The sequence below is a fragment of the Flavobacterium antarcticum DSM 19726 genome, assembly GCF_000419685.1.
GTDB classification, from domain to species: Bacteria; Bacteroidota; Bacteroidia; order Flavobacteriales; family Flavobacteriaceae; genus Flavobacterium; species Flavobacterium antarcticum.
Map to the genome: position 1 here is coordinate 222429 of NZ_ATTM01000004.1, position 13770 is coordinate 236198.

The 13770-nt window shown below is 34.0% G+C and carries 11 protein-coding genes; 4 read left to right on the top strand and 7 right to left on the bottom strand.

The features are described from left to right. Window position 1: 1 nt before the first annotated feature. Complete coding sequence (locus YWA_RS0108340) at window positions 2-541, top strand: hypothetical protein (protein ID WP_026718684.1); 540 nt, start codon at window positions 2-4, stop codon at window positions 539-541. A 3-nt stretch (window positions 542-544) separates the two neighbouring features. Here the strand turns inward: YWA_RS0108340 and YWA_RS0108345 are convergent, their stop codons facing one another. The 3 genes from YWA_RS0108345 to YWA_RS0108355 form a co-directional block, all read right to left on the bottom strand. After that, entirely contained in the window at window positions 545-766 is a 222-nt protein-coding gene (locus YWA_RS0108345; protein ID WP_022828058.1) for a YgaP family membrane protein, read from the bottom strand. Between the two features lie 127 nt (window positions 767-893). Beyond that, entirely contained in the window at window positions 894-1664 is a 771-nt protein-coding gene (locus YWA_RS0108350; protein ID WP_022828059.1) for a LytR/AlgR family response regulator transcription factor, read from the bottom strand. 3 nt (window positions 1665-1667) lie between these two features. Then, window positions 1668-3713 (bottom strand): tetratricopeptide repeat-containing sensor histidine kinase, encoded by a 2046-nt coding sequence (locus YWA_RS0108355; protein WP_022828060.1) that lies wholly within the window; start codon window positions 3711-3713, stop codon window positions 1668-1670. Between the two features lie 401 nt (window positions 3714-4114). Here YWA_RS0108355 and YWA_RS14820 point away from each other — a divergent pair, with 401 nt between their 5' ends. Together YWA_RS14820 and YWA_RS0108370 are read left to right on the top strand one after the other, a co-directional pair. After that, window positions 4115-5209 carry a transcriptional regulator gene (locus tag YWA_RS14820; protein ID WP_022828062.1) on the top strand — a complete coding sequence of 365 codons (1095 nt, stop codon included), beginning with the start codon at window positions 4115-4117 and terminating at the stop codon, window positions 5207-5209. Between the two features lie 106 nt (window positions 5210-5315). Beyond that, entirely contained in the window at window positions 5316-7448 is a 2133-nt protein-coding gene (locus YWA_RS0108370) for a S9 family peptidase (protein ID WP_022828063.1), read from the top strand. Window positions 7449-7663: 215 nt separating this feature from the next. On the opposite strand, the gene YWA_RS0108375 is transcribed toward YWA_RS0108370, so the two are convergent. Then, window positions 7664-8578, bottom strand: coding sequence for a T9SS type A sorting domain-containing protein (locus YWA_RS0108375; protein ID WP_022828064.1), 915 nt, complete (start codon window positions 8576-8578; stop codon window positions 7664-7666). 336 nt (window positions 8579-8914) lie between these two features. Here YWA_RS0108375 and YWA_RS0108385 point away from each other — a divergent pair, with 336 nt between their 5' ends. Further along, entirely contained in the window at window positions 8915-9517 is a 603-nt protein-coding gene (locus YWA_RS0108385; RefSeq protein ID WP_157505319.1) for a hypothetical protein, read from the top strand. 169 nt (window positions 9518-9686) lie between these two features. Here YWA_RS0108385 and YWA_RS0108390 read toward each other — a convergent pair whose 3' ends face one another. The 3 genes from YWA_RS0108390 to YWA_RS0108405 all read right to left on the bottom strand — a co-directional run bounded on the left by YWA_RS0108390 (window position 9687) and on the right by YWA_RS0108405 (window position 13686). After that, window positions 9687-10949, bottom strand: a complete 1263-nt coding sequence (locus YWA_RS0108390; protein WP_022828067.1) for a hypothetical protein — start codon at window positions 10947-10949, stop codon at window positions 9687-9689. Between the two features lie 81 nt (window positions 10950-11030). Then, window positions 11031-12581, bottom strand: a complete 1551-nt coding sequence (gene dnaB / locus YWA_RS0108400) for a replicative DNA helicase (RefSeq protein WP_022828069.1) — start codon at window positions 12579-12581, stop codon at window positions 11031-11033. Between the two features lie 151 nt (window positions 12582-12732). Next, on the bottom strand, window positions 12733-13686 hold the full coding sequence (locus YWA_RS0108405; RefSeq protein ID WP_022828070.1) for an acetyl-CoA carboxylase carboxyltransferase subunit alpha: 954 nt from the start codon (window positions 13684-13686) through the stop codon (window positions 12733-12735). Window positions 13687-13770: the final 84 nt, after the last annotated feature.

Here is a 13770-nt window from a genome sequence, read left to right on the forward strand (position 1 = left end):
AATGAAGAGCTACAATAAATACAATTTTCACAAATATACTTTTTGCATTTTCAATGAAGTTATGGCTTCCGAAATTGAACATTTAACGATGAATTACGTGAGTAAATCAGGTAGTTCCTACATTTTTACGAACGAAGGCGTTTACCGAAAATCAGACCATTGGGGTCGTGCAGCAAACTGCAAATGGCGCTTACAAACCAATTCTTCAGATCCTTCAAGAACAAAAATTGGATTTGCAAAATGGAGCCACTTCCACTCGATTAATGAAGTAGAAAAATTATACTATATCGAAGTTAATTTCGCAGAAAAAACAGTGCAATACAATCATAAAGGCATTTCAGACCAAGAGAATTTGCATTTGCGAAATGCTTCTGAAACTATAAAACGTGTAAAGGAAATTCGGAATTTATTTGACAACGACAAAAAATTACAGTATTGGGAAACTGCATTTGAATTTGACGATTTGCTTAAAAATGTAGTTCTTAATTTGGTTTCAACCGACTTGAATTTGTTAGCTATTAAGAACCTTCTTTCACAATAAGTTTTAGTAAAAGCGTTGTTTCTTTTTCCGTACAGTTGTTTTTTTAATGCCAAAAATATAATAGATGGGACAAAAATCAAATAATACTGTTGTTAACGCCACAATCCCTAAAATACCCGAACTAAGTTCGAGTAGCTCCTTATGAAATACTTGTGTCGCATAAATTAGTAAACCAGTAATTCCAATTACTATTCGAATAATTTTATCTACAATTGAAAATTTCATACATCTTAGAATTTAGGCAGGTAAGTTATTGTTCGCTTTGATTCTTCAAAAGTAGCAATAGCTGCTAAAGTCTTTTATTATTTGTGACGAAGTAGGGCTTATTTGGTACGAAATATTGTTTGCACTATTAAATTACTCGAAATCTTTTTAATAATTCGTCGGAGTAGTTTTTTGTAATCGGAATTTTAATTTCTTGTATGGTTACAAAAGGCATTTCAAATTTAGTCAAGTAGTCTAAATTTATGATGTAAGACTTATGCGTTTGCAGGAAATTTTTTCGGTTAATTTCAGTCAGAAACGTATGCATTGTAGAACGGATCAGGAAAGGTTTTAGTTCTTCCGTATGGATTTCAAGATAATTACCTTCTGATTTTACATATAAGATTTTATCTAAATTCAGTCGCGTATATTTGAGTTTATCCTTAATAAAAATATCGTCTTTTATAAAGAAAACTTGCTCTTCGCTTTCGTCTTGTACTTCTGTTTTATCGGGATTTTTTGTTTTAAAATCTGCAATTTCTATGGCCGTAAACAGCTGTTCCTTTTGAAAAGGCTTTACTAAATAGTTTATGGGTTTTAACTTTTTAGCTTCACTTAACGTACTTGAATCTGTATAAGAGGTTGTGAAAATAAATGGAATTTCAAACTCGTCGTTAATGTATTTCGCTAAGTCAAGCCCTGTTTTGCGACCTGCTAAATTAATATCCAATAGTATTAAATCCGGTTGATGTAGTTTGATTGCCGCAACACCTTCGTCAAAATCAATTGCAATGCCAACCACATTATAGCCTGCATTTTCCAAATTTATTGCAATATCTTCGGCAATTATAAGCTCATCTTCTACAATTAAAACATCTATCATTACTACTAAAATATTATTCAATAGCAAATCTAACATTATTTATTGAGTAAACGAATTCGAATGTCGCAAAGAATTAAACACTTTTAAGTCCTTAAACTTGATTGTGAATATGGACCCATTTAGCGTAGTAAAAACCATTGATCCGCGAAGTTGCCGGCTCAAAATTGTTACTAATTTCAATCCTAATGATTTGCTGTTTTTTATTTGAAAATCATCCGGCAAACCTCTACCATTATCCTTAACGGTTAGTTGATAATCAGCTCCATCAACAGAATCAATAGAAATCGTAATCATTCCTTTTTCAGTTTCTGCGAACGCATATTTAAAGGCATTTGACACCAACTCGTTGACAATTAACCCAAGTGGAATTGCAGTGTCAATATCAAAATACAATTCTGATGTTTCAATAGAAACACTAATGTCCTTACTTTTTCCGGCAAATATATCACGCAAATAAGCGGTAAGTTGTTGCAAATAATTTTCAATATTTATCGCATCTAATTCTTCTGATTGATATAGATTTTGGTGAATCAAACTCATCGCTTGTACCCGAGATTGTCCTTCTTTAATGCTTTCTAACACTTTAACGTCACTAATGTTCTGTGCTTGAATATTTAGTAAACTGGACACAATTTGCAGATTGTTTTTCACGCGGTGGTGAATCTCTTTTAAAAGCACTTCCTTCTCTGACAAGGTATCTTGAATGCGTTGGTTCTTTGTTTCCAATTCCGCTTTTTGCAGGTTAATTACTTTTCTTTGTTTTTTTACCTTTTGCAAATTATAAAAGATAATTCCAAACAAGAGTAAAAGTACGATTGAAAACCCAATAGCTCCATTCCTTATAAAACGTAATCGATTTGCTTCATTATTCAGCTTCGCTATTTTCTGTTTCTGTAGGTTTTCACTTTTCTGTTGCAATTGGTCGAATCCATATTGCATTTGCATTTCAGTTATTTTTTTAGCTTGACTCGCATTAAACATTGAGTCATTAATCTGCTTGAATAATACCTGATTTTCAAAAGCGGCTTTGAAATTATTTTGTTTGACAAACATTTCTGCTCGATTTTCATACGCATCTTTTTGCCATTCTAGGTTTTGTATTGCTTTTGCTAAAGCTAAACCTTCTGCGTTATATTTAAAAGCATTTGCGGTTTGCTGATCCGAAAAAAATGCAGATCCCAAATGAATCTTCGTCTTAGAAATACCCGACTTGTCATTGATGGAATCATAGCTTTGCAACGCTTTTTCATAATAGTAAATAGCTTTCTTATAGTCTTTTTTTCTAAAAAATGTTGCCGCTAACGTATGACTATTTTCTGCGTTTAAATAAGGACTTCCTGCTTTTGATGCAAAAACTTGCGACTGATTAATGGCTTCAATCGCTTTTTCCTTATTTCCCATCTTCAAATACGCTTGACCCATATTTGAATAAATGGCGGCTTTCGCAAAATGAGCCGCATCTTTATCCACTTTATCATAAACTTTAAGGGCTTTCTCGTAGTATTCAAATGCCTTGTCAAATTTATTTTGATGTTTGTATAAAATACCCATATTGATCAAACCATTTCCATACATCTGCAAATCACCTAACTTTTCATAGTAATTTAGAGCTGCTAGCGTATGTTTTGTAGCCTCAGGATAGTTGCTCATCTTGGAATAAACGATTCCTTTTTCGTTGGATATATTGGCGATTTGAATTTTATTCTTAAATCTTTTAGCTACTGAATCACACGTTTTTAAGTGTTTTAAAGCCAACAAATAATCGCCCGTATTGGAATAATACATTCCCAATATATAGTTGTTGTACAAGATTCCTTTACTGTAATGAATGGTATTGGAAAGTTGGAGTGCTTTTCGTGTGTAGGCTAGAGAAACATCGGGTTGCGTGTCAAAAGTATAGTCACTTAATAACTCAAGTAATTGTACTTTCGTGGAATCAGCAGCTGAAAAGCGTTTTGAGGAATTTTTAGATTCGTACTGCTGTAATAAAATTTTTAAACTATCGATTTGCTTTTGTTGGCCGTAATTTTTTGGAGCATATAAAAAAAATATAATCCAAAGTACGAGTAGTTTTCTAAGCATCATTTAAACAATTAAGTAGTAAGCAAAACTATACATTTTTACTTAATTTAAATGAGAAAATAATTATTGTACTTTAATTAATACAACTATTGAAAATAAAATACTGTAAAAACCAAGTAAACAAAAAGCATGATTAACGAAACGAAAATTCGATGCGTTCCTACGTAATGATTACCAATCTTGTAAAATTTTCTGACTTTAGCTCCCATTTTTGAAGTTTATTATATTGAAAGTTTAAAGAGACAAATTTATCAGTCTTGTACAAACTAAATGTTATGAACGTACTGTATTATGTTATGAAATTACTAAACATTATGAACAGGAACTTCATTTAATAATTCATTTCATAATATTCTTTATTTTAAATATAATTTCTAACTTTACAGTGCTATTCAACTTACTTTATGAAAATAATTAAATATATATTCTTACTTCTTCTTTTGGCTTTTGTAGGAATCTCAGTTTACATCGCGACCCAAAATGGCGACTACACAATTAAACGTTCCACTTTTATTAAAGTACCCAAAGAAGTGGTTTTTAATTATGTAAATGATTACCGAAATTGGGATCAGTGGCTTGATTTAGATTCCAACCGTGATGATCTAAAATTCAACTTTCCCGAAAACACTGTTGGCGAAGGTGGTTCTTTTTCTTGGCAAAATGGAAGCGAAAAAGGACAAGTACAATCCCTTTTTGTAAGAGAAAACGATAGTATTTCGCAAAAGTTAGTTGTAGATAATAAAACTTCAAAATCTACTCTTACCTTAAAGGATTCTATTGGAGGAACAAAATTAAACTGGATTGTTCAAGGATCAGCTGATTTTAAAACCAAGATAAAAGCTGCTTTAAATGGTGGTGTGGAATTGTTTATTGGAAAAATGTTTCAAAATAGTTTGAATAATGTAAACGCAATTATCACAAAGGAAATTCGAGATTTTTCCGTTGAAGTAGTTGGTGAAGTAAAAATGGACAGTGTTTATTATGTGAAACAATCTGCCACGGTAAAAGTGCAAGATATGAACTCTAAAATCACTTCTATGTTGCAAAAAATGGATAAGTTTTTCAAAAATGGGAACCTGCAAATGAACGGAAAGCCATTTGTGATCTATGAAAGTAGCGACTTGGCAAACAAGAGTATAACATTTTCAGTATGTGGACCTTTAAAAGAGGAAATTTTCGTTTCAGATCCTAGTGATGTTAGTATTGAAAAATTACAGCCTTTTACTGCTTTAAAAACAATACTGAAAGGCGATTATTCGCATAGAGATGAAGCAGTTAAAAAAGCAATGCTTTATCTGTCCGAAAATAAAATCAACAGAAATACCGCTTTAAAATACGTTGATATTTATGCTGTAAACGCCTCAAGTGAGAAAAGTCCTTCTAAATGGGTCACGGAAGTTTTAATTCCAATCCAACCTTTGATTGCTCCAACTGTCACTCCAGCTACTATTATCGTTACTGCACCAACACTTCGGGTTGAAGATAGCGTTATCGAATAATTTCAAAAATAGAGCAATCGATTCCCTTTCTTGTTAAGAATGCGGTAAAGTAGTTTACAAACAAACCCTTTTTATTACATTTGCTTTTATATCAAAAAAGTAAAAAATGAATAAAAATCTAATCGCCTTTGTAAGCTTCTTTTTCATTGTAGCTGCTTTTGGGCAAACAAAAGAGTTGACATTAGAAGATGGTGTCATGCAACAATACCGAGCCTTTCGACCAGATCAAGTACTCGGTTTTCATTGGATTCCTGAAACGAATAAATTTGTTTATTTTGAAGAATTAGGACGCAAATTAATGATTGCGAATCCTAACGACACAAAAGGAACCGAACTGGTTTCGCTTTCAGATTTAAATGAAGTACTAAAAGCAGATTTTAGAAGTTTCTGGGGAATGGAGTGGAAAGATGCTTCTACCTTTATTTTAACGGATGGTTCTAAATATTACGCTTATAATTTTACTACTAAAAAAGGCAATTTACTTGCTACGACTCCTGATGGTGCAGCAAATTCCACATTAAATAACGCAAAAGATTTAGTGGCTTTTACAGAAGAAAATAATCTTTATTTTATTGACAAAAACAATATAAAAGTTGCCGTAACTGCAGAAACGAATTCAGGAATTGTATCCGGTCAAACGTATGCGAGAAGTGAATTTGGTATTTCAGGAGGTATATTCTGGTCTCCAAAATCGTCCTTTATTGCTTTTTACCAAAAGGATGAAACAGAAGTAGCTGATTACCCTTTATTGGACATTACAGAAACACCTGGTAAATTGATGAGTATCAAGTATCCTATGATTGGTCAAAAAAGTGAAAAACCACGCGTTGGGATTTACAATTTAGCCACCAAAGAAACTTTATTTATTACGCCAAAAGGAGCTGTTGATGCTTACTTAACCAACTTAGCTTGGTCACCAGACGAAAAATATGTGTTGATTGCAGAGGTAAATCGTGAGCAAAACAATATGTCAATGAATCTTTATGATGCAAAACTAGGTACGTTCATCCGAACATTGATCAATGAGAAAAACGAACGATGGGTTGAACCAGAAAAACCCGCTTTTTTCCCAAGTAAAACTTCCAATAATTTTGTGTGGTCCAGCGAAAAGGATGGGTTCCAAAACTTGTACTACTACTCTATCGAAGGGAAATTAATCAAACAACTGACTTCGAATAAATTTGTAATCAAATCAATTTTAGGAAGCAATACAAAAGGAACAGAAATTTATTTTGAAGCAACGGGACCAAATGCAATGAACACTTTGGCTTATAAAGTTGATTTAAAAGGAAAACAGTCGTTGCTAACAAAAACAGATGGAACGCACACTGTTGCTCTAAGTTCTGACGGGAATTACTTCTTCGACGAATATTCAAATCATTCTACACAATCAAAATCTTTGTTGGTTGATTCAAAATTAAAAGAAACTGTTTTAGTAGAAAGTACGAACAAGTACAAGGATTACAAAATGGGTACTTCAGAAATCAAAACGATTAAAGCAGCAGACGGAACAACTGATTTAGTAACGCGATTAATTAAACCTTCCAACTTCGACGCTGCTAAAAAGTATCCTGTTTTAGTGTACGTTTATGGTGGTCCACATGCTCAACTGATTACTAATTCATATTTAGATGGTGCGAGTCTATGGATGTATTGGATGGCAGAACAAGGCTATTTAATTTTCACTGTTGATAATCGCGGTTCTGAAAATAGAGGTTTTGCTTTTGAAAGTATTATTCACGGTCGCTTAGGAGTTCATGAAATCGATGATCAAATAAAAGGTGTCGATTATTTGAAATCGCTACCTTATGTAGATGGAAATCGCTTAGCCGTTCACGGTTGGAGTTTTGGTGGCTTCATGACTACATCTTTAATGTTGAGAAAGCCTGGCACATTTACAACAGGAGTTGCCGGTGGTCCAGTAACCGACTGGAAATATTACGAAGCGATGTATGGCGAACGCTATATGGATATGCCAGCGGAAAACCAAAAAGGTTTTGATGAAGCAAACACATTGAATTATGTAAAAAACCTTGAAGGTAAATTACTGTTAATTCACGGAACTGTTGATGACGTAGTTGTTATGCAACATAATTTTGCTTTAGTGAAGAAATTTATCGAGGCAGAAAAACAAATGGATTTCTTTCCATATCCAATGCACAAACACAATGTTGGCGGAAAAGACCGTGTACATTTAATGAAAAAAGTATTGGATTATGTGATCGATAATAATAAATAAAATCTTTTATTGTTTTTTTAAAAGTTCCAATTTCGAGAGAAGTTGGGACTTTTTTATTGACTCAATACGGAATAGTTTACATATTTTAAATAATTAAATAATTCGAGATATTATTAATTCTTCCTTAGAAGTTAATTTCAAAATTTTGCAGCAAATATTCAGCACAAAAAAAGCCTCTAAAAAGAGGCTTCTCTATTAATAATAAGTAGAATTTATTAGTTTTTAATAATTTTCTTTGTCAAAGTAGCTCCATTCGTGCTGGTCGCTTTTAAAAAATAAGTTCCTGCTGTCAACTCACTCACATTGATATTTTGTGTCACATTTGTTTTCAAAACTTCTTGTCCTCTCACATTATAAATAGAAATCTGACTAATTTGAGTATCCGTTGGTCCTGCAATTGAAATTAAATCAGTAGCAGGATTTGGATATACGGCTACGCTATTTGACTCAAAAGGATTTATATTTAGATTATTTGAAGTGATCACGAAATTGTCGTAATAAGCATCATTACCATAATTGTTATGCAACATATTAAAACCTAAAACATCAAGTTGCGTAAAGTTTGCAATGGTGTTCTGTAGAACATTATTTACATAATATTTAATTTCAACAGCAGATATTTCTATTTTAATATTAACCCAAACATTTGGTGTCCATTCTGCTTCTGCATAGTCAAAACCGTATGAATCGTTTTTAATTAAATAAATATAACCTCTGTTTTCAATTCCAACACCTGCTACGGGAGTAAATTCGTCGTCAGCATCAATTGAATATAGTACAAATTCAAAGTCAGCACCATTTTTAGCTGAAGCTTTTACGTCGTAAGAAAACGTCAGATTTGTATGGTCTAATGGTGTTGCAAACGTTTTTACTGCTCCAAAAATTGGAAACCATTGTTCGTCAAAACTTGGCTCATGTGCATTTTTAAAAGAAAATGTTCCGGTAGATGCTTGTTCATTCGTTATTACTTGATTTTGGATTAAACCGTCGCTGCCTTGAGTAACTTCCCATCCATTTTGTCCATGAAGAGTTCCTAAAGCATATCCTTCTGAACTTTCAAATGAGATCGATTCTTGTGCAAATGAGAATGATGATGCAACTGCCATCAATAAAATGTAAACTTTTTTCATAATTTGATTTTTTTTTGACCGGCAAAAGTACTGCTTTTATTGGGTTTGTTACCTTTTAAGTTTGCTAAAATAATCCTAAATTGAACAAAGAAGTAATGAGTTGTCATTGTTCATAAACTAGAAAGTTTCGCTGAATAGTCTATGCTTTTAGTTAAAATAAGTGATCGCCTTATACCAGAATCCTTTATATTTGACAAATAAAATAATCGTTTTCTTAAATGTCTAAAATATCCTATGAACTTATTAACTTTCACTAGATCTCTCCTTCTTACTTGTTTTTTATTTTTAAGTTCTATTGCAACAAATGCACAAGATGCGGAGTGGTTTGAATACGAAATGGATAGCATTGTACTGAAATTTCCCAGTGAAGATGTTCGGTTGTTTGATACGATTAATGAGGGAATAAAATTAAAACAGCTATACACTACGGTAGGAACTTCTACCTATATCTTACAAAAATTGCCTTTGGATAATAGTCATGTATCAATTAGTCAACAATTACCATCCGATCATGAATCATTGATTAAATATTATGAAGGCGTTAGCAGAGGGACCGTAAAAGGAATTGGAGCAGAAACAGTAAAAGCAGAAGAAATTAAATTCGGACATTTAATTGGATACAAATCAATTTTCTATGACTCAGATGAAAAGCCGTTCTACGAAATGCATACTTTCATAATTGGTAATGATCTAATTAATATCTGCTACTACGACAAAGTTAAAAAAAATAATGTCAGCCAAAATCGATTTTTCGATTCGCTAGATTTCGATCTTTTAGAACCCGTGAGTCAATTTGTAGAAGAAGACAAAGCGTATGCATTAGGCTATAAAGCGGGATACTTGTTTGCTCAATTTTCTATCTATATTATTATGGCACTTGCTACTATTGCACTTATTTGGTTTATTGCTAGAAAGAAGAAAAAGAAACCGTTACAGTAGAGTGTTATTATAAGACATGCTACATGAATAAGAATATTGAACTACCTAACTAAAGCGTTATTGCAATTATTGTATTAGTCTCCAAGCAAGTAACAAACTTTTCTGAAGATATGATCAAAAAAGATTACAGTACCAATAATCCTTCACAATTTAACTGAAATTATCCAAACTACGTCTTCTGTTTTTTCTTTTTCGCTGCAGGAAACAGTACGTTATTTAAAATTAATCGGTATCCAGGTGAGTTTGGATGCAAATCTAGAACTGTTGGTTCATCGCCTACTCTATGTTGATAATCCTCTGGATCATGACCGCCAAAGTAAGTAAAAAATCCTTTACCAATTTGTCCGTGAATATAACGCGCTTCGCCATTATACTGACTTTCTCCCATTATTAAGACATTTGACTTTACTAAATTACTATCGAAAGAAGTCGTTTGTCCCATAAAACCTTTGACCAATTGCGTGTGATTTTGACACAACATACTTGGCACAAAATCCCATTTTGCCGAAAAATCCATTAAGGTGAAGTAATCTTTTTCCATCGGAATCTTACGTTTCGTGGTCATATCAATATCGGAAAACTCGTACGTATTGGGATTTCTTTCTAAAATATAATCTTTGAAAGCAAAGCTTCTGCGGTAGTCAATTTTAGATTGGTAGTTTCCTTCACTTGGATCGCCATCAAACATAGGTTCGCATATATCAACACCATCAGCGGCTAAAGCAATATCAAAACTATCCGTTGCAGAACACATGGCAAACATAAATCCACCACCAATTACAAAATCACGTATTTTTTTGGCTACAGCCAATTTCTCTTCGGAAACCTTATTGTAACCCAATTTTGTAGCCAAAGCTTCAGCTGCTTTTTTTTGTTCAATGTACCAAGGCGTATTTTTATAAGCACCAAAAAACTTTCCGTATTGACCGGTGAAGTCTTCATGGTGCAAGTGCAACCAATCGTATAAAATCAATTTATCTTCTAAAACTTCTTCATCGTATATTGGTGTAAACGGAATTTCAGCATATGTTAAAACGAGTGTAACCGCGTCGTCCCAAGGTTGTTTCCCTTTTGGCGTGTAGACTGCAATTTTAGGAGTTCGCTCTAAAACTACCGCTTCCATATTTTGTGAAGGACTCGAAATTTCGTTTAAAATAGAATTGGTTTCTGCATCAGAAATGGGTTCAAAACTAACGCCCCGAATCTGACACTCTTTCCGAATTTCTGTCGCGTCTGGAAGTAGAAAAGAACCGCCACGGTAATTCAGTAGCCAGCTGACTTTGTACTGTTTCTCTAAAGCCCAATACGTAATTCCGTACGCCTTTAGGTGATTTTGTTGTGTCGTTTCGTCCATTGGAACCAATATAAAACCGGCTTTTACGGAAATCGTACACAGCAAGAAAAGAAGATACAATGAGTTTTTAAAAGACATTTTCCGTTTTTATTTCAAAGATAGCAGAATTAACGGAAAACGAATCATAAAAAAATCCGCTAAAAGCGGATTTATAAGTCATTAAAAAGGAACGTCGCTGTCGTCGTCGTAATTGTTCGAACTACTACCAAAAGCCTCGTTCGGAGACGGTAAACTTCGTGGTGTTGTAAATGGATTTTGATCGTCCAAATTCATTTTTGACGGTAAATCATCATATCCTTCACCATAACTTTCAAGGTTGTCAAACTTACCTAAATTTCCAATAAATTTCAATCGGATATTTTCCAAACTACCGTTACGGTGTTTTGCAATGATAAATTCGGCTTGACCTTCTGTTGGTGAATGTTCGTCGTCGTCCCATTCATCAATTTTGTAATATTCAGGTCGGTAAATAAAGGATACAATATCGGCATCTTGCTCAATCGCACCCGATTCCCGAAGATCCGATAGCAAAGGTCTCTTACTCGATCCACGTGTTTCCACCGCACGTGACAATTGGGAAAGTGCAATTACAGGAACGGCTAATTCTTTGGCCAAAGCCTTTAAATTTCGCGAAATTGTTGAAATTTCTTGCTCTCTATTTCCGCCACCTTTACCATTTCCACCAGCTGTCATTAATTGCAAATAGTCGACTACAATTAATTTGATTCCGTATTGCGAAGCCAAACGTCTCGACTTAGCACGTAAATCAAAAATAGAAAGTGAAGGCGTATCATCAATATAAAGTGGTGCTTTCTCAAGATTTTTTACCTTGATACTTAATTGTTCCCACTCGTGTTTTTCTAATTTACCTGTTCTCAATTTCTCTGAAGACAAACCCGTTTCCGAAGAAATCAAACGAGTAATCAACTGAACGGAAGACATCTCTAAAGAGAACAGCGCTACCGGATGACCAAAATCAATTGCAATATTTCGCGCCATCGAAAGTACAAACGCCGTTTTACCCATACCAGGACGAGCGGCAATAATAATTAAATCACTTGGTTGCCATCCAGAAGTTACTTTGTCTAGCAACTCAAAACCAGTAGCCACACCACTTAACCCTTCTTTCCCAGCAATTTCTTCAATTCTTTTTTTCGCTTGGATTACTAAACTTTGAGCCGTTTCTGAACTTCGTTTGATATTTCCTTGGGTTACCTCGTATAATTTAGATTCTGCTTTATCAAGCAAATCAAATACATCCGTACTTTCGTCATACGACTCTTCAATAATTTCCGAAGAAATTTTAATTAAACTTCTTTGAATGAATTTCTGCAAAATAATGCGTGAATGAAACTCAATATGTGCGGAAGAAGAGATTTTTTGCGTCAGCTGAATGAGGTAAAAGTCACCACCTGCTAAATCAAGTTTTGCGTTCTTTTTTAACTGTGCTGAAACTGTTAATAAGTCAATAGGCTGTGTATCTGTGAATAACTGAACAATTGCTTCAAAAATATGTTTGTGAGCGTCTTTGTAGAATGCATCAGGTTGCAAAATATCAATCACTTCATCTACCCCTTTTTTGTCAATCATCATCGCTCCTAAAACCGCTTCCTCTAAATCCAGAGCCTGTGGCGGGAGTTTTCCTTTTTCCAAATTGATAATGGTAGTTTTATCTACTCGTACCGGGTTCATATTTCTGATATTTTCCATACTGCGAATGTAACTAAAAATAAAAAATTAAATGGAATGAGTTGTCATTCTAAATTGTTGACAACTAACCTAAAATTGTTAATAAGCCAAAAAAAATCCGTCTCATAGTGGATTGCTTCACGAGACGGATTTAAAATATGTTTGTAAGAAATTACTCCTTAAATTCACCCATCTTACTGTATTTATCCATCCTTTGGTCGATAAGATCAACTGTTGATAAATCTTTCAATTCATCGTACGATTTCAAAATATATTCCTTTACATTTTTGAATGCAGTTTCACGATCGTAATGAGCACCACCAAGCGGTTCTGGAATAATATCGTCTACTAATTTCTGTTTTTTCATATCGGTAGAAGTTAGTTTTAAAGCTTCAGCCGCTTTCTCTTTGTATTCCCAACTTTTCCAAAGAATAGACGAACAAGATTCAGGAGAAATAACGGAATACCACGTGTTTTCCATCATCAAAACTTTGTCTCCCACACCAATTCCCAACGCACCACCAGAAGCTCCTTCGCCAACGATAACAGTAACAATAGGCGTTTTTAGACGCATCATTTCAAATATGTTTCGAGCAATCGCTTCTCCTTGTCCTCGTTCTTCCGCCTCTAAACCTGGATAAGCTCCAGGAGTGTCAATTAAAGTTAAAACAGGAATATTAAACTTCTCCGCCATTTTCATCAATCGCAATGCTTTACGGTATCCTTCCGGATTTGCCATCCCAAAATTACGGAATTGACGCGTTTTCGTATTGTATCCTTTTTGTTGGCCCACAATCATAAACGATTGTCCGCCAATTTTCCCTAAGCCACCCACCATTGCTTTATCGTCTTTAAACCCTCTGTCTCCAAAAAGTTCTAGGAATGTATCGCCACATAATGCTTTGATGTGATCCATCGTATACGGACGATTCGGGTGTCTTGAAAGTTGAACTCGTTGCCAAGCCGTAAGATTTTTATAGATCTTCTTCTTGGTTTCTTCTAATTTCTTTTCAATTTGTTTGCAGGTGTTGGAAACATCTACGTCCGATTCCAGACCAATAATTTGACATTTGTCCAATTGATCCTCAAGTTCTTTTATAGGAAGCTCAAAATCTAAATATTCCATAGGGTTTGTGCGTTTGTTAGTTTTGTTAGAAGTACAAAGATAAAATATAAAACGGGGAACGAAAGATATTTCTGTGAATTAAAA